Here is a 21,620-nt window from a genome sequence, read left to right on the forward strand (position 1 = left end):
AGGAATAATGAGCACGAAATTTAAAACAATCATTACCACTGCCGGAGCTGCAAAACTGGCGGCGGCGACGGTGCCGGGTGGTAAAAAAGTGAACCTTACCGCGATGGCCGTCGGTGATGGCGGCGGCGCACTGCCGGAGCCTAACGTCGGGCAGGTAAAGCTCATCAATGAAGTCTGGCGTCATGCGCTGAATAAAATCAGCCAGGACAACAAAAATAAAAACTATATCGTTGCGGAGCTGGTCATTCCTCCCGAGGTGGGCGGCTTCTGGATGCGTGAGCTGGGTCTGTATGATGACGCAGGCACGCTGATAGCCGTTGCCAATATGGCGGAGAGCTACAAGCCGGAGCTGGCGGAGGGATCGGGGCGTGCGCAGACCTGTCGTATGGTGATTATTGTCAGCAGTATCGCCTCAGTGGAGCTGTCCATTGACGCGACAACGGTCATGGCGACGCAGGATTATGTTGACGACAAACTGGCAGAGCATGAGCAGTCCCGCAGGCATCCTGACGCCACGCTGAAAGAAAAAGGCTTTGTGCAACTCAGCAGCGCCACCGACAGCACGTCTGAGAGCCTCGCAGCGACGCCAAAGGCAGTTAAGGCGGCGTATGACCTTGCTAATGGTAAATATACGGCTCAGGACGCGAGCACGGCGCAGAAAGGTCTGGTGCAGCTCAGTAGCGCCACCGACAGCGTGTCTGAGGCGCTCGCCGCGACGCCGAAAGCGGTTAAGACGGCGTATGACCTTGCTAATGGTAAATATACGGCTCAGGACGCGAGCACGGCGCAGAAAGGTCTGGTGAAACTCAGCAGCGCCACCGACAGCACGTCTGAGGCGCTCGCCGCGACACCGAAAGCGGTCAAGAACGCTAACGACAACGCAGATAAGCGACTGGCTAAAGAGCAGAACGGCAGGGATATCCCCGAAAAAGATGTATTCGTGCGCAACATCGGCGGAGCGCGGGCTTTCAGTGGCACGGTAAGCATTGGCGGGGGCGGTGACTGGACGACTGCGGAGTTTATCGCCTGGCTGGAGCAGCAAGGTGTGCTTAATCATCCGTACTGGATGTGCAAAGGGTCATGGTCTTACGGTGATAACAGAACTATTACCGATACAGGGTGTGGGAATATCCAGCTAGCCGGTGCGGTTGTTGAGGTTATGGGCGTGCGTGGCGCGATGACCCTTCGTGTCACGACACCTACAACCGCAACGGCGGGGGTGACAAATGCGCAGTTCACTTATGTCAATCATGGGGATGATTATTTACCGGGCTGGCGACGGGATTTCAATACGGCAAATCCGCCACCAGTATCATACCCTGTCGGCGCGCCGATTCCGTGGCCATCCGATACCGTTCCGCCCGCTCACGCCTTAATGCAGGGGCAACCTTTTGATAAATCAGTCTATCCGTTGCTGGCTGTGGCGTATCCCTCTGGCGTTATTCCAGATATGCGCGGCCAGACGATAAAGGGCAGGCCTGATGGCCGTGCGGTCCTGTCTCAGGAGCTGGACGGCATTAAGTGGCACGACCACGGCGCAACGGTCGCAAGTACCGACCTCGGAAACCGGGACACCACCGGATTTGACTACGGAACCAAACCGGTATCGGTCTTTGACTATGGCACAAAATCCACAACCGGCGCGGGCGCACACAACCACCCGATTTCCGGGCGAACGCAGTTCGGTCAGGCGGGGGATGTTGTTGCCATGTCCAATACCGGCTCTGACAGGACAAACTGGGGGGCTGTTGGTGGCGTCGGCGACCACGCTCACGCCGTCGGCATTGGCGCGCATGATCACGTTGTGGGGATCGGGGCGCATGCCCACTCTGTCTACATTGGTGCGCACAGTCACGGCGTGACCGTTTCGCCCTCGGGTCAGGCTGAAAACACCGTAAAAAACACCGCATTTAATTATTTAGTGAGGCTTGCATAATGGCTTTTAAAATGACCAGCACCAACCGGGTTATTACGATTTACAACCTGTCATCTGCCACGAATGAATTTATCGGTCAGGGTGATGGATTTATTCCTGCTAATACGGGCTTGCCTGCATACAGCACCGATATTGCGCCCCCAAAAGTGACGGCGGGTTTTGTGGCTGTTTTCGATGCTCAGGCTAATAAATGGTCTCGGGTGGAAGACCACCGCGGGACAACCGTCTATGACATCAGCACCGGTCAGCCCGCTGTTATTGAAAAGCTGGGCGCTCTGCCTGATAACGTTGTGTCGGTTGCACCCGACGGGGAGTATGTAAAATGGGATGGCGCTAAGTGGATCCACGATGCCGAAGCGGAAAAAACATTTCGTCAGGGACAGGCGGCGCAGGAAAAAGCAAACCTGCTGATGATTGCAACATCGACCATCGCTCCCCTTCAGGATGCTGTTGATATGGATATGGCAACGGAAGACGAAGCCGCGCGTTTACTCGCATGGAAAAAGTATCGCGTCATGCTCAACAGGGTCAAACCCGAAGATGCCCCCGATATCACATGGCCGGAACTGCCCGCATAACCGGCATCACTCAGGCGGGCGGTTGCCCGCGCTTTCCTGCTCCCCGGTTGTGTCAGACCTTATCCAACCCTGACAAATAGCCCGTCATCATCACACAACAGAAAATACACTCACCCTTAACCACGGAGTTAAACGGATGAGTGATTTTCATCATGGCGTAGAGGTCATCGAGATTAACGATGGCGTGCGTACCATTTCCACCGTCTCAACGGCCATCATTGGCATGGTCTGCACGGCCAGTGATGCTGACGACAAGACATTTCCCCTCAATGAGCCGGTGCTCATTACCAACGTACAAAGTGCCATTGGCAAGGCGGGCAAAAAGGGGACGCTGTCGACGTCCCTGCAGGCCATCGCTGACCAGTGTAAGCCGGTCATTGTGGCCGTGCGCGTGGCCGAAGGCGCAGAAGACCCGGATGACCCGGAGGCCGGGAAGAAACAAACCATTTCCAACATCATCGGCACGACCGACGAAAACGGTAAATACACCGGCCTGAAAGCGCTGCTGACGGCGCAGACCGTCACCGGCGTGAAGCCGCGCATTCTCGGTGTGCCGGGTCTGGACTCACAGGAAGTGGCGACGGCCCTCGCGTCCACCTGCCAGAGCCTGCGTGCCTTTGGCTATGTCAGTGCGTGGGGCTGTAAAACCATTTCTGATGCCATTAACTACCGCGAGAATTTCAGCCAGCGTGAGCTGATGGTTATCTTCCCGGATTTTCTGGCATGGGACACCACGACGAATGAGACTGCGACAGCCTGGGCAACGGCGCGCGCGCTCGGTCTGCGTGCCAAAATTGACCAGACCGTCGGCTGGCATAAAACCCTGTCAAACGTTGGCGTGAATGGCGTCACCGGCGTCAGTGCCTCGGTATCATGGGATTTGCAGGTGCCCGCGACCGACGCCAACCTGCTTAACAAAGCCGGTGTTACCACGCTTATTCGCAATGACGGTTTCAAATTCTGGGGAAACCGCACCTGCTCAGATGACCCGCTTTTCCTGTATGAGAACTACACCCGCACCGCGCAGGTACTGGCCGACACGATGGCGGAGGCGCATGCGTGGGCGATGGATAAACCCATCACCCCGACCCTCATTCGCGACATCGTATCGGGTATCAATGCCAAATTCCGCGAGCTGAAAAATAACGGGTATATCGTTGACGGCTCCTGCTGGTATGACCCGGAGTCAAACGAGACCGCGACCCTGAAAGTCGGGAAGCTGTATATCGATTACGACTACACCCCCGTCCCGCCGCTGGAGAACCTGACCCTGCGCCAGCGCATCACCGATACCTATCTGGCGAACCTGTCGGACTCGGTCAACAGCTAAGGAGCTCAGCGCATGGCGTTACCCCGCAAACTTAAATATCTGAATATGTTCAACGATGGCCTCAGCTATATGGGCGTCGTTGAGTCCGTCACCCTGCCAAAGCTGACCCGCAAGCTGGAGAAATATCGCGGTGGCGGAATGCCGGGCGCGGTGTCGATTGACCTCGGCCTGGATGACGACGCGCTGTCGCTGGAGTGGACGCTCGGCGGTCTGCCCGACGTTGAGCTGTGGGCGCAGTATGCCTCGCCGGGGGCTGACAGTGTGCCGCTGCGCTTTACCGGCTCTTTCCAGCGTGATGACACCGGCGCGATTTCTGCCGTCGAGGTGGTGATGCGTGGCCGTCACAAAGAGTATGACGGCGGTGAGAACAAGCAGGGTGAAAGCGGCACGACCAAAATGTCGACCGAGTGCGCCTATTACCAGCTCACGATTGATGGCCGCGAAGTCATCGAGATTGACGTCGTTAACATGGTGCTGAAAGTCGACGGCGTCGACCGTCTGGCGGAGCACCGCCGGGCGATTGGCCTGTAATCCCTTACCCGGTCAGTGAGGCTGGCCGGTCACTTTTCCTGATGAGAATACCCATGAAAAATATCAATGAAACTGCCGTTACTGACACTGAAACCGTCAATCCGAATGTGGTGATTTTTGACACCCCACTGATGCGCGGTGAGCAGAAAATTGAACAGGTCACGCTGACCAAACCGAATGCCGGAACTCTGCGCGGGGTGTCGCTGGCCTCGCTGGCGAATTCCGACGTTGATGCGCTGATTAAAGTGCTGCCGCGCATGACGTATCCCGCACTGACTGAGCACGAGGTCACGCGTCTCGATGCGTCTGATCTGATTTCGCTGGCCGGGAAGGTGGTCGGTTTTTTGTCGCCTGCTTCGGGTCGCTGACCTTTCCGAAAAACCTGTCGGTCGATGACCTGATGGCGGATATCGCGGTGATTTTCCACTGGCCGCCATCAGAGTTACATTCCCTGAGCGTGACCGAGCTCCTGACATGGCGCGACAAGGCGCTGCAACGAAGCGGAAACCATCATGAGCAATAACGTCAGAATCGAGGTGCTGCTGAATGCCGTCGACCGGGCAAGCCGCCCGCTCAAAGCGATTCAGAACGCCAGTAAATCCCTGTCCGGTGATATCCGCACGTCACAGAAAAGCCTGCGCGAACTGAATGCGCAGGCATCCCGTATTGACGGATTCCGAAAAGCCAGCGCACAGCTTGCCGTGACCGGTCACGCGCTTGATAAAGCGAAACAGGAAGCCGAAGCACTCGCCACGCAGTTTAAAAACACGGAGCGCCCGACGCGCGCGCAGGCGCAGGTGCTTGAATCTGCGAAGCGTGCCGCCGACGGGCTGCAGACGAAATACAACAGCCTCACGGAGTCGGTAAAGCGCCAGCAGCGCGAGCTCGGTGCGGCGGGAATTAATACCCGTAATCTGGCAAATGATGAGCGGGGGCTTAAATCCCGTATCAGTGAAACCACCGCGCAGCTCAACCGTCAGCGTGAGGCACTGGCGAAAGTCAGCGCACAGCAGGCGAAGTTAAGCCGGGTGAAAGAACGGTATCAGGCCGGTAAATCACTGGCCGGTAACGCGGCGGCGGCGGGCGCTGCCGGTGTCGGTGTGGCGACGGCGGGAACCATGGCCGGGGTTAAGCTGCTGATGCCGGGCTATGAATTTGCGCAGAAGAACTCAGAGCTGCAGGCGGTGCTCGGTGTCGATAAACAGTCACCCGAAATGCAGGCGCTGCGCAAACAGGCGCGCCAGCTCGGGGACAATACGGCGGCCTCTGCCGATGATGCGGCGGGGGCACAGATTATTATCGCGAAAGGTGGCGGGGATGCGGCGGCCATTCAGGCGGCGACGCCGGTGACGCTGAATATGGCGCTGTCCAACAAGCGCACGATGGAGGAGAACGCCGCGCTGCTGACCGGAATGAAATCAGCGTTTCAGCTTTCAAACGACAAGGTCGCGCATATTGGTGATGTTCTCTCGATGACGATGAACAAAACCGCCGCCGACTTTGACGGGATGAGCGATGCGCTGACCTATGCCGCGCCGGTGGCGAAAAATGCTGGGGTAAGTATCGAGGAAACCGCCGCGATGGTGGGGGCGCTGCACGACTCCAGAATCACCGGCTCGATGGCGGGAACGGGAAGCCGTGCCGTCATGAGTCGCCTGCAGGCACCGACCGGCAAAGCCTACGATGCTATCAAAGAGCTCGGGGTGAAAACCTCCGACAGCAAGGGCAACACCCGCCCGATATTTTCCATCCTGAAAGAAATGCAGCGCAGTTTTGAGAAAAATAATCTCGGGACGGGTCAGCGCGCCGAATACATGAAAACCATTTTCGGGGAGGAAGCCAGCTCGGCGGCCGCCGTGCTGATGACGGCAGCCTCAACCGGCAAGCTCGATAAGCTCACCGCCGCGTTTAAAGCCTCGGACGGTAAAACCGGGGAACTGGTTAAGGTTATGCAGGATAACCTCGGCGGCGACTTCAAAGAGTTTCAGTCAGCCTATGAGGCGGTCGGGACAGACCTGTTTGACCAGCAGGAGGGCTCACTGCGTAAGCTGACGCAGACGGCCACGCAGTATGTGCTCAGGCTTGACGGCTGGATCCAGAAAAATAAGGGGCTGGCGACCACCCTCGGCGTGGTGGTCGGGGGCGCGCTGGCGCTAATCGGGGTGATGGGCGGGATTGGCCTGATTGCCTGGCCGGTGGTGATGGGGATAAATGCCATCATTGCGGCTGCTGGCGTGCTTGGTGTGGTTTTCAGTACGGTCGGCGGCGCGATTGTCACGGGCATTGGCGCAATCACCCTGCCGGTGCTGGCGGTCGCCGGGGCGGTGGTGGCTGGGGCGCTGCTTATCCGTAAATACTGGGAGCCGATTGGTGCATTCTTCTCGGGCGTGGTGGCGGGGCTGAAAGCTGCCTTTGCCCCGGTGGGGGCGATGTTCATCCCGCTCGCGCCGGTGTTTGATGCTATTGCGGAAAAGCTGGGCGTTGTCTGCCAGTGGTTTAAAGACCTGCTTGCACCGGTGAAAGCCACGCAGGACACGCTCGACAGTTGCAAAAATGTCGGCGTGGCGTTTGGTCAGGCGCTGGCTGATGCGCTGATGACGCCGCTCAACCTGTTTAACAGCCTGAGCGGCAAGGTTGACTGGCTGCTGGAGAAACTCGGTGTTATCAAAAAAGAATCGACCGACCTCGACCAGACTGCAGCCAACGCGGATAAGGCTTCACCGGGTGGCGGGTATATCCCTGCGACAGCGAGTTATGGCGGGTATCAGGCGTATCAGCCGGTCACTGCGCCTGCAGGTCGCTCTTATATCGACCAGAGCAAAAGCGAATACAACATCACCCTGCAGGGGGGCGTTGCGCAGGGTGGAGACCTTGACCGCCAGCTCCGCGACGCCGTCGACAAACTTGATCGTGAAAAGCGCGCGCGTCAGCGATCCAACATGAGACTCGACTGAGAGAGAGGGCAAAATGTTAATGGTGCTGGGCTTTTTTGTGTTTGAACGGCGCACCCTGCCGCATCAGTCGATGCAGTATTCGAAGGACTACCGCTGGGTGTCCAATGACCGTATCGGCAAACGACCGGCTTATCAGTTTCTCGGGGAGGGGGAAACCTCGCGCACCCTGTCGGGGACGCTTTACCCTGAAATCACCGGCGGGCGTCTGTCGTTGCAGGCGATTGAGCTGATGGCCGACGAGGGGCGTGCGTGGCCACTGATTGACGGAACCGGCATGATCCACGGGATGTACGTTATCGATAAAGTGACTCATAACCACACCGAGCTTTTCAGCGACGGTGCAGCGAGAAAAATCGAGTTCACTCTGTCCCTGAAACGCGTCGACGAGTCGCTCGCGGCCATGTATGGCGACCTGAAAACGCAGGCGGATAATCTGATCACGTCTGCCGGTGAATGGGCGGGAGGGCTGGCAGGATGATAACGGGAATGAATATTCAGGCCGGGGCGCGTGTTGCCCCTGCGTATATGCTCACGCTGGACGGGGAGGATATCACGCAGAATTTCAGCGACCGGCTTATCGGTCTGACCATGACCGACAATCGCGGATTCGAGGCTGACCAGCTTGATATCGCGCTCGATGATACTGACGGGCTGGTCGAGCTGCCGCCGCGCGGGGCGTCGCTGACGCTGTGGCTGGGCTGGCAGGGCTCCGCACTGGTCAACAAGGGGAGTTTCACGGTCGATGAAATCGAGCATCGGGGCGCGCCTGATACGCTGACCATCCGGGGACGTAGCGCCGATTTTCGCGGCTCGCTAAACTCGCGGCGCGAGCAGTCATGGCACGACACCACGCTCGGGGTGATTGTGGAGACCATCGCGCAGCGTAATAAGCTGACGGCCAGTGTTGCTGACTCTCTGAAAGCCATCGCCATTCCCCATATCGACCAGACGCAGGAATCCGACGCGGCGTTTTTGTCCCGCCTTGCTGAGCGTAACGGTGCATCTGTGTCGGTGAAAGCCGGGAAGTTATTATTCCTGAAAGCCGGTAGTGCGATGACGGCCAGTGGTAAGCCGATCCCCCAAATGACCGTCGAGCGTGGCGACGGCGACCGCCATCAGTTCGCCATTGCAGACCGGGAGGCTTACACCGGCGTGACGGCGAAATGGTTGCATACCAGAGACCCGAAACCACAAAAGCAAAAGGTGAGGCTCAAACGTAAACCCAAAGAGCAGCATCTGCGTGCGCTGCAGCACCCGAAAGCCGCTAAAACATCGACAAAGGCCAGAGAGAAAAAGGCGCAGGAAGCGCGGGAAGGTGAGTATATGGCCGGAGAGTCTGACAACGTTCTTGAGCTCACGACCATCTATGCCACAAAGGCGCAGGCCATGCGCGCGGCTCAGGCAACGTGGGACAGGATACAGCGAGGCGTGGCGGAATTTTCCATTACGCTTGCCACTGGCCGGGCTGATTTATTTCCTGAAACGCCGGTGGCCGTGAAAGGCTTTAAGCGCGTGATAGACGAACAGGCGTGGATAATCAGCCGTGTGGTGCACAGCCTTAACGGGAGTGGCTTCACGACGGACTTAGAGCTTGAGGTTAAAATTTCTGATGTTGAGTACGATGCGGAGGATGAGGAAGAATAAATTTATTCTCAAATGGTGAATAAGTTAGTATGATTAATTCACCAATTGTGAATTGAGGGCGTTTTATGTTCCATTGTCCGAAATGCCAGCATGCTGCGCATGCACGCACAAGTCGCTATCTTAGTGAGAATACTAAGGAAGGTGCGAACAAGTTCCTGATATGAGATCATCATATTCATCCGGAGCGCATCCCAGAGGGACATCATGAGCCATCAACTCACCTTCGCCGATAGTGAATTCAGCACTAAGCGCCGTCAGACCCGAAAAGAGATTTTCCTCTCCCGCATGGAGCAGATTCTGCCATGGCAGAATATGACCGCTGTCATCGAGCCGTTTTATCCCAAGGCGGGCAATGGCCGACGGCCCTATCCGCTGGAGACCATGCTGCGTATTCACTGCATGCAGCATTGGTACAACCTGAGCGACGGTGCCATGGAAGATGCCCTGTACGAAATCGCCTCCATGCGCCTGTTTGCCCGATTATCCCTGGATAGCGCCCTGCCGGATCGCACCACCATCATGAATTTCCGCCACCTGCTCGAGCAGCATCAACTGGCCCGTCAATTGTTCAAGACCATCAATCGCTGGCTGGCCGAAGCAGGCGTCATGATGACCCAAGGCACTTTGGTGGATGCCACCATCATTGAGGCACCCAGCTCTACCAAGAACAAAGAGCAGCAACGCGATCCGGAGATGCATCAGACCAAGAAAGGCAATCAGTGGCACTTTGGCATGAAGGCCCACATTGGTGTCGATGCCAAGAGTGGCCTGACCCACAGCCTGGTCACCACCGCGGCCAACGAGCATGACCTCAATCAGCTGGGTAATCTGCTTCATGGAGAGGAGCAATTTGTCTCAGCCGATGCCGGCTACCAAGGAGCGCCACAGCGCGAGGAGCTGGCCGAGGTGGATGTGGACTGGCTGATCGCCGAGCGTCCCGGCAAGGTAAAAACCTTGAAGCAGCATCCGCGCAAGAACAAAACGGCCATCAACATCGAATACATGAAAGCCAGCATCCGTGCCAGGGTGGAGCACCCGTTTCGCATCATCAAGCGGCAGTTCGGCTTCGTGAAAGCCAGATACAAGGGGCTGCTGAAAAACGATAACCAACTGGCGATGTTATTCACCCTGGCCAACCTGTTTCGGGTGGACCAAATGATACGTCAGTGGGAGAGATCTCAGTAAAAACCGGAAATAACGCCAGAAATGGTGGAAAAAATAGCCTAAATAGGCTGATTCGATGTGTTTGCGGGAAAAAAATCGGCCCAGATCCGCGAAATTTTAATCAGCGAGTCAGCTTGGGAAGAAATGACCTGCTTATTCGCACCTTCCCTAAAGAACGTTATCACCAATGCACCAACATAAATTGCAGTTGTACGTTTGTGACAATGGAGTCGGTAGAGCGGTTCATTGTAACTCCAGGTGATATCGACCGGGCACCACCGCACCCGATTGTCGGTGGTCAGCGTCCATTATGGCTCTGATAAATTTCCTAAAAATGCCCGCTGTTCGCTGGATTTATATGTATTCAGGAAATTAAAAGCAAAAAGTGAGTATGAGGACACTGACCAGTATCCTCATATATGGCAGGGAATGATGCTTACCGCTAGACGAATCATTTGACTTTTTTCAACGGTTTAGCTTTCCAGCGCTTAACCATCCATTCAAATTCTTGATAAAGCGTATCCCGTCCTTGTTTCTCTCTAATTGCTTTAATGAGAGGCTCTGAAGTTTCAAACACTCGCACTACAGTCGAACATGAAGCTGATTTGAGCATATCTTCATGATAAATACCGTGCTTTACACTCACCGCAACACGTTCATAAAAGTTAATAATATATTGAATTTCATTGTATTCTTTTCGCTGTTCCTCTCCAAGAATTACATCCGTACAAGGGAAAACGTAGGAACGAAAAGAGACTCCAGAATTGTGGACTCGTGTAAGTGTTCTTAACCCGGCAATGTAGTCATGATCCTTTCTGCTTTCGAACAAAAAATTTGCTGTTTGAGTCTTTTTAGCTATTCGTATGTTGTAAGCGATTGTACCCGCAGCTACCAATACACCAACACCGACGATCGCATTACTCATTAGTTGTAAATCTAGTGCATCCAACGCCATTAGTTTTTACCCATAAAAAAGGCGGGGAAGTTGCCCCGCCATTTCTTGTTAGTCGTATTTACAGACCATCAAACTCATCAAAATGTTTCATATAGATACTCCTTCTGGTACTACTGTTACTACTCATACAGGTAAAGTTGTTGCAAACAATACTCATAGAACTGAGTCAATAATAATCTGACAAGTCATGTATCGTCAAATTTGGCTGGTTATTCAAAATCGCTTTCAAGAAAGTGCAGCAATGATAAAACGCTGCATTTAGGGCGATAGTCGTTCCGTCTACCGCCATTTCATCGCCACTCAAAAACGAGATAACAAAAAAGCCACTCGCTAGAGTGGCTTAATTATATGATTTTAAAGCTAAAATTTGGTGGCCCCTGCTGGACTTGAACCAGCGACCAAGCGATTATGAGTCGCCTGCTCTAACCACTGAGCTAAGGGGCCGTGGCGGTGGATTATAAAGTAACTCCGCGTTGCAATCCAGACATAAGCGTACGGATGCTGTTTTTATAAACAATGTATTTTCAGTCCGTTATACTTGTTCCTCTGATGTATTGTTCGGAGTAATTATGGTTAAGGACATACTGGCACCGGGGCTGCGGGTGGTGTTTTGCGGCATCAATCCGGGGCTATCTTCCGCAGGTACAGGATTCCCCTTTGCACACCCCGCTAATCGCTTCTGGAAGGTTATCCATCAGGCGGGGTTTACCGATCGCCAGCTTAAACCTGAAGAGGCACAGCATCTGCTGGATTTCCGCTGCGGCGTGACTAAGTTTGTCGACAGACCAACGGTGCAAGCCAATGAGGTAAAGCTACAAGAGATGCGTAGCGGCGGTCGTCTGCTTATTGAGAAAATAGAAGAGTATCAGCCAGCCGCGCTCGCTATCCTCGGGAAGCAGGCATTTGAGCAGGGGCTTAGCCAGCGTGGGGCGCAGTGGGGAAAACAGACGCTGACCATTGGCGCGACGCAAATATGGGTATTGCCGAATCCCAGCGGGTTAAGCCGGATCACGCTGGATAAACTGGTAGAGGCGTATCGGGAAGTGAATGTGGCGTTGAAGGCGCGCGGCCTGTAACTGCCGGAGCCTTAGGCTCCGGCGTCACTGTCAGAACTCGAAGCGTGCGCCCATGTTGTAGCGGCGTCCTTCCAGGATGGAAGACTGGTTATAGGACGTTTTGTAGATTGGGTTCACGTCGAACAGGTTATAAACCCCCGCCATCAATGTGATGCTCTTGTTGAGATGGTAGCGTGCCCCTAAATCGACCAGCGCATAGGCGTCGGTTGACGTTGATTTGCCGATGTCAGGCGTATTGCTGCGCCAGCTGGCTTTGCTCCACAGTTCAAGATCGTTAAGTGCATTCCATGTCAGAGACAGGTTGGCCATGCTCGTCGGGAACTCGTTCAGCGCCTCTCCCTTGTACTGACCACTCTTTTGCTCGCTGTGGGTATAGGTGTAGTTCGCGTTCGCTTTCAGCGCGGTAGTGACCTGCCAGTCGCCGTTCAGCTCCAGGCCATAGATTTCCGCGTCGCTGACGTTGAAATACTGCGAGACTTCTTCCGCTTCATACCCGTTGTAAATGCACTTCTGCGTGGCCGTTGCGGTACAGATGGTGTAGTCGCTGATCTTGTCCTTGAATTTGGTGAAGAACACGGTTGCATCCAGTGCCAGTGTGTCCTGTTGCCAGTAGACGCCCAGCTCGGTGTTGACGCTCTGCTCAGGTTTCAGGTCATCGTTGCCGATCCCAATGAAAGAATACGGATACGAACCGTAGACGCTGGTGAAACCTTCATTGTTCTCACGCAGGTCCGGTTTTTTATAGCCCGCCGATACGCCGCCCTTCAGCGCCCAGCTTTCGTCAATCGTCCAGTTACCGTAGAGTTTTGGCGTGACGTGGTAGCCAAAGTAGCTGTCGTGATCGAGACGCGCCGAGGTGGTGAGGGTGAAGTCCGGAACCATCATCCAGGCATCTTCCGCGAAGATGGCCCAGCCGTCACGGGTGATCTTGCTGACAGGCGTTATGCCCGGCACTTCTTTGTTTTCGATGCCGAAAGTGTCGTCCAGCTCATTACGGGTGAAGTTGATCCCCAGCGTCAGCTTGTGGTCGCCCAGCGTAAAGGTGTTCGCGCTGTTGGCTTCATAGTTTTTCTGCTTAATGAACTGCGAACTCATGCCCGGCACACGATACTCGGTTTTAGCGTTTTCGTAGCTGATGAAGTTCTTCACTTCCAGCAGATCGTCGCCGTACCAGGCATGCTGCGCAAGTGAAGCGGCATCGCGGTCAAAGTCCCATTGCCAGGCTTTATCATTGTGTGATTTTACCTGATGCCCTTTGACGACGTTCAAATCCCACAGTTGGGTGTCGGTCGGCGACATGTTGATGGTGGCATCCAGATTGCCAGCCTGGTGCTTCACAAAGCGCTCATCGGAGATGCTGTCGTCATCACGGCGATCAAGATAATCCGCCGCTACGCTCACTCCGAGCTTGCTGGGGATAATTGGCCCCATCAGGAAGACATTGGTCTGGTTGGTGTTACCGTACTCGCTCTTCTCTTGCAGGAAGTAGTTATCTTCCAGCACACCTGTCCATTTATCGAGGTTGTAGCCTTTTTTGGTGATGACGTTGACCACGCCGCCGATGGAGTCAGAGCCATACAGTGAGGACATCGGTCCGCGAATCACCTCGATTCGCTCGATAGCAGCAAGCGGCGGTAAAAAGGCAGCCTCTGTCCCGATATGGTGTCCGTAAGGACGCGATTCGCGGGTGCCTTGTTTGATGCCGTTGACCATGTAGGAGGTATAGGTCGAGTCCATGCCGCGCATCTGCACATCGCCTGTGGCAAGGCTACCGTTGCCATTACCCACCAATACGCCGGGCATCTCGCGAAGGGCTTCGGTGACGTTCTGGTTAGAGCGGGTGTTCAGTTCTTTCTCGCCGACGACGGAGATGGTCGCCGGTGCCTCACGGCGTTCCTGTGCGAAACCGGTGGCGGTGACCACCAGTTGATCTTCATTATCTGGTGTGGTTTCTTCGGCGAAAACGGTCGCCGGGAGGCTGGCAAGGGCGAGCGAAATCGCCAGCGCGGTACGAGTCTGGTTAATCACAACGCATTCCTCAGAACTGGGTTAAATCGAGCTTGAGTACATAGTCAGCCTTGTTGGCTTTTTCATCCTGCTTCACGCTAACGAAGAGCGTTTTGCTGTCAGGAGAAAGCACCATGCTGTTTGGCATTGCTGCCGTTTTGATGGTGTGCTTCAGGCTGTAAGTGTTGGCATCGATAACGCTAATCTGACGGGCATTGCGATGGGTAACATACACTTCGTTGCGGGCAGGGTTATAGACCGCAGCGATGGAGTTTGGCGTGGGAACGCGGTGAACAATTTTACCGCTGCCCAGTTGGACTACCAGCACGTCGGCGGTGTTGGTATCGGCGATAAATCCGACGCCTTTGGCCGTGTTCAACGCGATGTTCAGGAAGTAATGCTTCGGCTCGGAGGGGTCAACCTTCACACGCGACAGAACCTGCGACGTTTTGCCATCCAGGGTAACCAGTTCGCCTTTGCCAGTGACGGCGTAAACTTTATCGCCAGCTTCATCAACGGCGAAACCGACCGGATCCATCCCTTTGAGGGCGTGTAATAGTTTCTGGTTATACGTGTCGACAACCCACAGCACACCTTTATTTTCACTGCCAATACCGGAGACATACAGACGGTGGTGCTTCTTGTCGAGCACCACTTCACGAACGTGGGCTTTATTTTCTTCGTCTGCAAGCTGAAGCATTTTCACTTCTTTATGGGTACGGGTATCCAGCAGGGTCAGTGAGCCATCCAGCGCATTACCTAGCCAGAGAATGTGGTTAGGTTCATCCAGTGAGACCGCAAAAGGACGGCGTTCGGTGGCGATCCGCTCATCGACTTTTAATGATTCAGTTGAAAACAGGAACACTTCACCGGCGGTTTTATCTTTGTCGAAAGAGGGGGCAGAGGCTGCATAGATAGCCTGTTGTCCGGCGTCATAAGCCAGTTCGTAAACGCCATGACCAAGCGTCTGAGAGGCGAACTGATCCTCAGTAAAGTCTTTTGCCAGGGCTGAACCGGCATAAAGTGCCAGTGAAATCGCAAGCGCGCAGAGGGACTGATTTTTTAATGTTTTTAAATTCATGTCATTTTTCTTTACAGTTGTTTACGAAAAGAAAAATGATAATGAAAATAAATATCATTTACAATTGCATGTATAGGCGATGCCCCCTACCAATTTTTGTACACTGCGGAAAATCCCAAAAAAAAAGCTCCCCGGAGGGAGCTTCTTAATAACAGAAACGATTAATCGTCGAGGAAGCTACGCAGTACTTCTGAGCGGCTCGGATGGCGCAGTTTACGCAGCGCTTTCGCTTCGATCTGACGGATACGTTCACGGGTAACGTCGAACTGTTTACCGACTTCTTCCAGCGTGTGGTCGGTGTTCATATCGATACCGAAACGCATACGCAGAACTTTCGCTTCACGGGCGGTCAGGCCAGCCAGAACGTCGTGCGTTGCGGCACGCAGGCTCTCGGTGGTCGCAGAGTCCAGCGGCAACTCGAGGGTGGTATCCTCGATGAAATCACCCAGATGCGAATCTTCATCGTCGCCGATCGGCGTTTCCATGGAGATAGGCTCTTTAGCGATCTTCAGCACTTTACGGATCTTGTCTTCCGGCATCAGCATGCGTTCAGCCAGTTCTTCCGGCGTAGGCTCGCGGCCCATCTCTTGCAGCATCTGACGGGAGATACGGTTGAGCTTGTTGATAGTCTCAATCATATGTACCGGGATACGGATGGTACGCGCCTGATCCGCGATCGAACGGGTGATCGCCTGACGGATCCACCAGGTTGCATAGGTGGAGAACTTGTAACCACGACGGTATTCAAACTTATCAACCGCTTTCATCAGACCGATGTTACCTTCCTGAATCAGATCCAGGAACTGCAAGCCACGGTTGGTGTATTTTTTAGCGATAGAGATAACCAGACGTAAGTTCGCTTCAACCATCTCTTTTTTCGCACGGCGGGCTTTCGCTTCACCGATGGACATGCGACGGTTGATATCTTTAACCTGCTCGATGGTCAGGCCGGTTTCTTCTTCAATCTGCTGCAGTTTCTGCAGGCCGCGGTGAACGTCATCTGCCACATCGTGCAGTTTTTCAGACCACGGTTTGTTCATCGCGATTGCCGCGTTGAACCAGGTTTCGCTGGTTTCGTTGCCAGTGAACAGGGTGATGAAGTTTTTCTTCGGCATTTTGCACTGCTCAACGCAGAGCTTCATGATCAGACGTTCCTGAGTACGCACACGGTCCATCATGACGCGCATGCTGTTTACCAGGTAGTCGAACTGCTTCGGCACCAGGCGGAACTGTTTGAACACTTCGGACAGCTTCTGAATTTCTTCCTGCGCGGCAGCATGGCTGCGGCCTTTCGCTTTGATGGTGTCGCGAGTGATTTCGTACTGAGTACGCAGTTCACCGAATTTTTCACGCGCTAACTCAGGGTCGATGCTGTTGTCGTCATCGCTGCTGTCGTCGTCGCCATCTTCTTCATCTTCGTCTTCATCGTCATCCATCTCTTCCTGAGAGAGTTCAGAACCGACGTGGGTCGCCGTTGGCGCCATGTCTTCTTCCGCGTTTGGATCGACAAAGCCAGTGATCAGATCGGAAAGACGTGCTTCTTCAGCTTCTACGCGATCGTACTGCTCAAGCAGGTAGGTGATAGCTTCCGGGTATTCGGCAACGGAGCATTGAACCTGGTTAATCCCGTCTTCGATGCGTTTAGCGATGTCGATTTCGCCTTCACGGGTTAACAGTTCAACGGTACCCATTTCACGCATGTACATGCGGACCGGGTCAGTTGTACGACCGATTTCGGACTCAACGCTGGACAGAACCTGGGCAGCCGCTTCTTCCGCGTCTTCATCGGTGCTGTTGGAGGTTTCAGCAAGCAGCAGATCATCGGCATCAGGTGCTTCTTCCATCACCTGAATACCCATGTCATTGATCATTTGGATGATGTCTTCGATTTGATCTGAATCGACGATATCTTCCGGCAGATGGTCATTGACCTCGGCATAGGTCAGATAGCCTTGCTCCTTACCACGTTGGACAAGAAGCTTCAGCTGTGACTGCGGGTTTTGCTCCATAAGACGGTATCCACACTTAATTCGTTTGATTGGTGTTGGGCGGTAAAACCGCCAACGGCAAAACGAGGGCATACTTATATTTTGCCGCTGCCTCTCCGTGCGGCTGTCGGGGGCTTCCCGATCGATATTCGGCAGTTAAGCCGTTAAATACTTCATCTTTCACGTTGTCTCTGCGTTAGCTGCGTTCGTTTACTTGCTGCCTTGATACAACGCGAATGATTTTGTCTTTGTTTTGTCTTTCTCTTATTTCTTGGCCAGTTCCTGGTTCAGCGTCCAGAGTTCCCGGCGTTCTTCGCTGCTTAAACCGTGTGTGCGCTCACGAGCTATCAACTCTTCCTGGCGCAGTTCAAGCATCGAATCAAACATATGGTTGAGTGAGTCGGTGAAGGTTTTTTCTGCGATATCTTTATCTGCTATATCGTCCCACATCGACAGTTTTTCAAGGGTCGCAGCATCATTTGTGCCACGGTAGTGTTCTAAAAGTTGCCCGGTGGTCAGACCTGGCTGAGCCAGACAAGTGTTGACCAGTTCTCTGAATAAGCCAAGTCCAGGCAGCTTATTGCTATCCAGTGCGCCTAACGGTGGAACCAGCGGGGCGAGCTCCGGGTTCTGCACCAGCAACCCTATAAGTATACGCATGGTCGTACGTTTTAGCTGTGGAACAGGGCGGGAAGCCCCATTTTCTGCCAGTTTTGGCATTAAACGTTCAAGCTGGCTGTCATCCAGAATGCCGAGCTTGTTTCCCAACTCCTGTCGCAGGTAAATGCGCAACGTTTCGCCTGGTACCTGAGTAATCAGCGGTAATGCCAGCGTGCTGAGCTGTGCGCGTCCGTCTGGGGTACTCAAATCCACCTGCGGCAACAGGCTGTTAAATAAAAACGCAGAGAGCGGCAACGCCTGCTCCATCCGCGCTTCAAAGGCCTCTTTCCCTTCTTTGCGCACCAGCGTATCGGGATCTTCGCCGTCAGGTAAAAACATAAAGCGTAGCTGGCGTCCGTCTGTCATATAGGGCAGTGCGGTTTCCAGCGCGCGCCATGCTGCGTCGCGTCCGGCACGGTCGCCGTCGTAACAGCAAATTACGTTGTTCGTCGCGCGGAACAACAGTTGGATGTGATCGGCGGTGGTCGACGTCCCAAGGGATGCCACGGCGTAGTTAATGCCGTATTGTGCCAGCGCCACCACATCCATATAGCCTTCTACCACTAACAGGCGCTGTGGATCGGCGTTATCCTGCTGGGCTTCATAAAGACCATACAGCTGGCGACCTTTATGGAAAATATCGGTTTCCGGGGAGTTCAGATACTTCGGCAGGGCATCGCCCAGCACGCGTCCACCAAAACCAATGACCCGACCACGTTTGTCGCGGATGGGGAACATCACCCGTTCGCGGAAGCGATCGTAACTGCGTCCCTGATCGTTGGTGACCAACATCCCCGCATCAACCAGCGATTTGCGATTTTCAGCATTGCCGCCAAACCGTTTCAGGACGTTGTCCCAGCCGGGGGGCGCAAAACCAATAGCAAAACGGGTGATAACGTCGCTACTTAATCCTCGCTTTTCCAGGTACTGGCGCGCAGGGGTAGCGGCGGGTTGCATCAAAGACTGTTGATAAAAAGTGTTCAGGCCATCCATCAATTGATAAAGGCTTTGCCGTTGATGGCGCTCTATCTGACTGGGGCCACTGCCTGCTTCATAGGGCACTTCAAGGTTGTGCATTGCGGCCAGTTCTTCGACGGTTTCCACAAACTCGAGCTTGTCGTAGTTCATGAGAAAGTCGACGGCGTTGCCATGCGCGCCACACCCAAAGCAGTGATAAAACTGTTTTTCACCGTTTACGGTGAAAGAGGGGGTTTTTTCGTTATGAAACGGACAGCACGCGTGATAATTTTTGCCCTGCTTTTTCAGCTTTACCCGCGCGTCGATGAGATCGACGATGTCGGTTCTTGCCAGCAGGTCATTGATAAAAACGCGAGGAATTCGTCCAGCCATAAGCCCCTGTTTTTTGATGACTCATATACACAAAATCATTCAGGATGCATCAAGGCGGCAAGGAAGCGAATCCTCAGGAGCGTACATCAGTACGTGACTGGGGTGAGCGACTGCAGCCAACACTGAGGCAGCTTGAATGATGACGTGTATAAACGAAAATAAGCCGCGCATTCCTTCCGGAAGCACGGCCTTACAACTACAACTCAGTCTGAATTGAGAGCTTTGGCTCTCAATGGATTAGTACAGACGAGTACGGCGTGCGTTTTCGCGAGCCAGTTTCTTCGCGTGACGTTTCACAGCAGAAGCTTTAGCGCGCTTACGTTCGGTAGTCGGTTTTTCATAGAACTCACGACGACGAACTTCCGCCAGAACACCTGCTTTTTCGCATGAACGCTTGAAGCGACGCAGTGCTACGTCGAACGGCTCGTTTTCACGTACTTTAATTACCGGCATGTAACTCTCACCTTTAATAAATTCGGTTTGCCGCTGGCATCAACGCCAGCTTATTTCAAAATGGTGCGGAATTTTACTGCAATTGCTGCTGCTTTGTAAAGCACCGACGCGATTTTGAAAGGGACTTTTATAAGGACAAGGAGTATACACGAGCGAAACTCCTGGGGCGAACAAAGTTTTACATCAACCCGCATTGGTCCTACACTGCGCGGTAATAGAGCGAGGTAAAACAAGTCATGCGTGTACTGGGTATTGAAACATCCTGCGATGAAACTGGCATCGCCATTTACGACGATGAAAAAGGTCTTTTAGCCAACCAATTGTATAGTCAGGTGAAATTACACGCTGACTACGGCGGCGTAGTGCCAGAACTGGCCTCGCGCGATCACGTACGTAAAACCGTACCGCTGATCCAGGCCGCGCTGAAAGAGGCGGGACTGACTGCAAAAGAGATTGATGCGGTGGCGTATACCGCAGGTCCTGGTCTGGTTGGCGCGCTGCTGGTTGGCGCAACCGTAGGACGTTCGCTGGCGTTCGCCTGGGGCGTACCAGCAATTCCTGTGCACCACATGGAAGGGCATCTGCTGGCGCCAATGCTGGAAGATAATCCCCCTGCGTTCCCGTTCGTCGCGCTGCTGGTTTCTGGCGGTCACACGCAGCTGATCAGCGTCACCGGTATCGGTCAGTATGAACTGCTGGGCGAATCGATTGATGATGCTGCTGGCGAAGCGTTCGACAAAACCGCCAAGCTGCTGGGGCTGGATTATCCTGGCGGTCCAATGTTGTCAAAGCTGGCCTCGCAAGGCGTTGAAAAACGTTTTGTCTTCCCGCGCCCGATGACCGATCGTCCGGGGCTGGATTTCAGCTTCTCCGGGCTGAAAACCTTTGCCGCGAATACCATTCGTAATAACGAAAATGACGATCAGACGCGCGCAGATATCGCCCGTGCCTTTGAAGATGCGGTAGTTGATACGCTGATGATCAAGTGCAAACGCGCGTTGGATCAAACCGGTTTTAAACGTCTGGTGATGGCGGGGGGCGTGAGCGCGAACCGTACGCTGCGCGCAAAACTGGCCGAGATGATGCAAAAACGTCGTGGCGAAGTATTTTACGCGCGTCCGGAATTTTGTACCGACAACGGGGCGATGATCGCCTACGCGGGCATGGTACGTTTTAAAGCAGGCGCAACGGCGGATCTTGGCGTAACCGTGCGCCCACGCTGGCCATTGGCGGAATTACCGGCGGCGTGATTTTTTGCCCGGTGGCGTAATGTTACCGGGCAAGACGCTACATCCGCAGCATTCCTTTCTCTTCCAGAAACGCGATAATTTTTTCCAGACCCTCTCCGGATTTTAAATTGCTGAACGTCCACGGACGCTCGCCGCGCATACGCAGGGTATCGCGTTCCATCACCTCCAGCGAGGCGCCGACGTAAGGGGCCAGATCGGTTTTATTGATAACCAGAAAATCGGATTTAGTGATCCCTGGACCGCCTTTACGCGGGATCTTCTCGCCTTCGGCAACGTCGATCACATAGATCGTCAGATCCGCTAATTCCGGACTGAAGGTGGCGCTCAGGTTATCGCCACCGCTTTCCACAAAAATCAGATCCAGATTGCCGAATTTCTCGCTCAGCGCCTCTACGGCAGCCAGATTCATCGACGCATCTTCGCGGATAGCAGTATGCGGGCAGCCGCCGGTTTCCACACCGACGATCCTGTCTGGCTCCAGTGCGCCCGCCTCGGTGAGAATGCGCTGATCTTCTTTGGTGTAGATATCGTTGGTCACCACCGCCAGTTGATAGCTGCTGCGCATGGATTTGCATAACGCTTCCAGCAGCGCCGTTTTGCCGGAACCGACCGGGCCGCCAACGCCCACACGCAGGGGATGCTTGTAGTTACTCATTTTTTCTC

General features: G+C 54.2%; 20 protein-coding genes, 1 tRNA gene and 1 pseudogene. 14 read left to right on the forward strand and 8 right to left on the reverse strand.

Annotated features, from left to right (window positions below; genetic code table 11):
- Positions 1-7: 7 nt before the first annotated feature.
- The 12 genes and pseudogenes from SK33_RS03390 (at position 8) to SK33_RS03445 (ending at position 10,457) form a co-directional block, all read left to right on the forward strand.
- Positions 8-1,936 carry a phage tail protein gene (locus SK33_RS03390; protein ID WP_048218621.1) on the forward strand — a complete coding sequence of 643 codons (1,929 nt, stop codon included), beginning with the start codon at positions 8-10 and terminating at the stop codon, positions 1,934-1,936.
- Positions 1,936-2,514, forward strand: a complete 579-nt coding sequence (locus SK33_RS03395; protein WP_048218620.1) for a tail fiber assembly protein — start codon at positions 1,936-1,938, stop codon at positions 2,512-2,514. The genes SK33_RS03390 and SK33_RS03395 overlap by 1 nt, the downstream gene beginning before the upstream one ends.
- A gap of 136 nt (positions 2,515-2,650) precedes the next feature.
- On the forward strand, positions 2,651-3,844 hold the full coding sequence (locus tag SK33_RS03400) for a phage tail sheath protein (protein WP_048218619.1): 1,194 nt from the start codon (positions 2,651-2,653) through the stop codon (positions 3,842-3,844).
- Between the two features lie 12 nt (positions 3,845-3,856).
- Positions 3,857-4,375, forward strand: a complete 519-nt coding sequence (locus SK33_RS03405) for a phage major tail tube protein (RefSeq protein ID WP_041327772.1) — start codon at positions 3,857-3,859, stop codon at positions 4,373-4,375.
- 53 nt (positions 4,376-4,428) lie between these two features.
- Positions 4,429-4,743 carry a phage tail assembly protein gene (locus tag SK33_RS03410; protein WP_019077156.1) on the forward strand — a complete coding sequence of 105 codons (315 nt, stop codon included), beginning with the start codon at positions 4,429-4,431 and terminating at the stop codon, positions 4,741-4,743.
- Entirely contained in the window at positions 4,740-4,898 is a 159-nt protein-coding gene (locus SK33_RS03415) for a GpE family phage tail protein (RefSeq protein WP_306308100.1), read from the forward strand. The genes SK33_RS03410 and SK33_RS03415 overlap by 4 nt, the downstream gene beginning before the upstream one ends.
- Complete coding sequence (locus SK33_RS03420) at positions 4,888-7,329, forward strand: phage tail tape measure protein (protein WP_048218618.1); 2,442 nt, start codon at positions 4,888-4,890, stop codon at positions 7,327-7,329. Before SK33_RS03415 ends, SK33_RS03420 begins: the two co-directional genes overlap by 11 nt.
- Positions 7,330-7,342: 13 nt before the next feature.
- Complete coding sequence (locus SK33_RS03425) at positions 7,343-7,807, forward strand: phage tail protein (protein WP_048218617.1); 465 nt, start codon at positions 7,343-7,345, stop codon at positions 7,805-7,807.
- A complete protein-coding gene (locus SK33_RS03430) occupies positions 7,804-8,973 on the forward strand; it encodes a phage late control D family protein (protein ID WP_048218616.1) in 1,170 nt (389 codons plus the stop codon). The genes SK33_RS03425 and SK33_RS03430 overlap by 4 nt, the downstream gene beginning before the upstream one ends.
- Before the next feature lie 65 nt (positions 8,974-9,038).
- Positions 9,039-9,113: pseudogene (locus SK33_RS03435) on the forward strand (ogr/Delta-like zinc finger family protein); the annotation flags it as partial.
- A 64-nt stretch (positions 9,114-9,177) separates the two neighbouring features.
- Positions 9,178-10,158, forward strand: coding sequence for an IS5-like element ISKpn26 family transposase (locus SK33_RS03440; protein WP_000019445.1), 981 nt, complete (start codon positions 9,178-9,180; stop codon positions 10,156-10,158).
- 113 nt (positions 10,159-10,271) lie between these two features.
- Positions 10,272-10,457, forward strand: a complete 186-nt coding sequence (locus SK33_RS03445; RefSeq protein WP_075262479.1) for an ogr/Delta-like zinc finger family protein — start codon at positions 10,272-10,274, stop codon at positions 10,455-10,457.
- A 131-nt stretch (positions 10,458-10,588) separates the two neighbouring features.
- Here the strand turns inward: SK33_RS03445 and SK33_RS03450 are convergent, their stop codons facing one another.
- The gene (locus SK33_RS03450) at positions 10,589-11,086 is read right to left on the reverse strand and encodes a DUF4760 domain-containing protein (protein WP_407056790.1); all 498 of its coding nucleotides are present in this window, start codon (positions 11,084-11,086) and stop codon (positions 10,589-10,591) included.
- 374 nt (positions 11,087-11,460) lie between these two features.
- Positions 11,461-11,536 (reverse strand) — tRNA-Ile (locus SK33_RS03455).
- Positions 11,537-11,661: 125 nt separating this feature from the next.
- Here SK33_RS03455 and mug point away from each other — a divergent pair.
- Positions 11,662-12,168, forward strand: a complete 507-nt coding sequence (mug, locus tag SK33_RS03460; protein WP_048218614.1) for a G/U mismatch-specific DNA glycosylase — start codon at positions 11,662-11,664, stop codon at positions 12,166-12,168.
- Positions 12,169-12,198: 30 nt separating this feature from the next.
- Here the strand turns inward: mug and SK33_RS03465 are convergent, their stop codons facing one another.
- The 5 genes from SK33_RS03465 to rpsU all read right to left on the reverse strand — a co-directional run bounded on the left by SK33_RS03465 (position 12,199) and on the right by rpsU (position 19,707).
- The gene (locus SK33_RS03465) at positions 12,199-14,196 is read right to left on the reverse strand and encodes a TonB-dependent receptor domain-containing protein (RefSeq protein ID WP_003838090.1); all 1,998 of its coding nucleotides are present in this window, start codon (positions 14,194-14,196) and stop codon (positions 12,199-12,201) included.
- Between the two features lie 10 nt (positions 14,197-14,206).
- Positions 14,207-15,256 (reverse strand): 7-bladed beta-propeller protein YncE, encoded by a 1,050-nt coding sequence (gene yncE, locus SK33_RS03470; RefSeq protein WP_048218613.1) that lies wholly within the window; start codon positions 15,254-15,256, stop codon positions 14,207-14,209.
- Between the two features lie 161 nt (positions 15,257-15,417).
- A complete protein-coding gene (gene rpoD / locus SK33_RS03480) occupies positions 15,418-17,265 on the reverse strand; it encodes an RNA polymerase sigma factor RpoD (protein WP_003024699.1) in 1,848 nt (615 codons plus the stop codon).
- A gap of 243 nt (positions 17,266-17,508) precedes the next feature.
- A complete protein-coding gene (gene dnaG, locus SK33_RS03485) occupies positions 17,509-19,254 on the reverse strand; it encodes a DNA primase (protein ID WP_003024697.1) in 1,746 nt (581 codons plus the stop codon).
- A gap of 237 nt (positions 19,255-19,491) precedes the next feature.
- Positions 19,492-19,707 (reverse strand): 30S ribosomal protein S21, encoded by a 216-nt coding sequence (rpsU, locus tag SK33_RS03490; protein ID WP_001144069.1) that lies wholly within the window; start codon positions 19,705-19,707, stop codon positions 19,492-19,494.
- Positions 19,708-19,943: 236 nt separating this feature from the next.
- On the opposite strand from rpsU, the gene tsaD reads away from it, so the two are divergent.
- Positions 19,944-20,957: a tRNA (adenosine(37)-N6)-threonylcarbamoyltransferase complex transferase subunit TsaD gene (gene tsaD / locus SK33_RS03495; RefSeq protein WP_003024694.1), complete on the forward strand. Its 1,014-nt coding sequence runs from the start codon at positions 19,944-19,946 to the stop codon at positions 20,955-20,957.
- 37 nt (positions 20,958-20,994) lie between these two features.
- On the opposite strand, the gene ureG is transcribed toward tsaD, so the two are convergent.
- Complete coding sequence (gene ureG, locus SK33_RS03500; protein WP_003024692.1) at positions 20,995-21,612, reverse strand: urease accessory protein UreG; 618 nt, start codon at positions 21,610-21,612, stop codon at positions 20,995-20,997.
- Positions 21,613-21,620: the final 8 nt, after the last annotated feature.

The sequence above is a fragment of the Citrobacter sp. MGH103 genome (assembly GCF_001034475.2).
GTDB lineage: Bacteria > Pseudomonadota > Gammaproteobacteria > Enterobacterales > Enterobacteriaceae > Citrobacter > Citrobacter freundii.

Bases quoted from the DNA above. Each gene is read 5' to 3' on its own strand.
- SK33_RS03390 (WP_048218621.1), top strand. From the start codon at position 8: ATGAGCACGAAATTTAAAACAATCATTACCACTGCCGGAGCTGCAAAA.
- SK33_RS03395 (WP_048218620.1), top strand. From the start codon at position 1,936: ATGGCTTTTAAAATGACCAGCACCAACCGGGTTATTACGATTTACAAC.
- SK33_RS03400 (WP_048218619.1), top strand. From the start codon at position 2,651: ATGAGTGATTTTCATCATGGCGTAGAGGTCATCGAGATTAACGATGGC.
- SK33_RS03405 (WP_041327772.1), top strand. From the start codon at position 3,857: ATGGCGTTACCCCGCAAACTTAAATATCTGAATATGTTCAACGATGGC.
- SK33_RS03410 (WP_019077156.1), top strand. From the start codon at position 4,429: ATGAAAAATATCAATGAAACTGCCGTTACTGACACTGAAACCGTCAAT.
- SK33_RS03420 (WP_048218618.1), top strand. From the start codon at position 4,888: ATGAGCAATAACGTCAGAATCGAGGTGCTGCTGAATGCCGTCGACCGG.
- SK33_RS03425 (WP_048218617.1), top strand. From the start codon at position 7,343: ATGTTAATGGTGCTGGGCTTTTTTGTGTTTGAACGGCGCACCCTGCCG.
- SK33_RS03430 (WP_048218616.1), top strand. From the start codon at position 7,804: ATGATAACGGGAATGAATATTCAGGCCGGGGCGCGTGTTGCCCCTGCG.
- SK33_RS03440 (WP_000019445.1), top strand. From the start codon at position 9,178: ATGAGCCATCAACTCACCTTCGCCGATAGTGAATTCAGCACTAAGCGC.
- mug (WP_048218614.1), top strand. From the start codon at position 11,662: ATGGTTAAGGACATACTGGCACCGGGGCTGCGGGTGGTGTTTTGCGGC.
- yncE (WP_048218613.1), bottom strand. From the start codon at position 15,256: ATGAATTTAAAAACATTAAAAAATCAGTCCCTCTGCGCGCTTGCGATT.
- rpoD (WP_003024699.1), bottom strand. From the start codon at position 17,265: ATGGAGCAAAACCCGCAGTCACAGCTGAAGCTTCTTGTCCAACGTGGT.
- dnaG (WP_003024697.1), bottom strand. From the start codon at position 19,254: ATGGCTGGACGAATTCCTCGCGTTTTTATCAATGACCTGCTGGCAAGA.
- rpsU (WP_001144069.1), bottom strand. From the start codon at position 19,707: ATGCCGGTAATTAAAGTACGTGAAAACGAGCCGTTCGACGTAGCACTG.
- tsaD (WP_003024694.1), top strand. From the start codon at position 19,944: ATGCGTGTACTGGGTATTGAAACATCCTGCGATGAAACTGGCATCGCC.
- ureG (WP_003024692.1), bottom strand. From the start codon at position 21,612: ATGAGTAACTACAAGCATCCCCTGCGTGTGGGCGTTGGCGGCCCGGTC.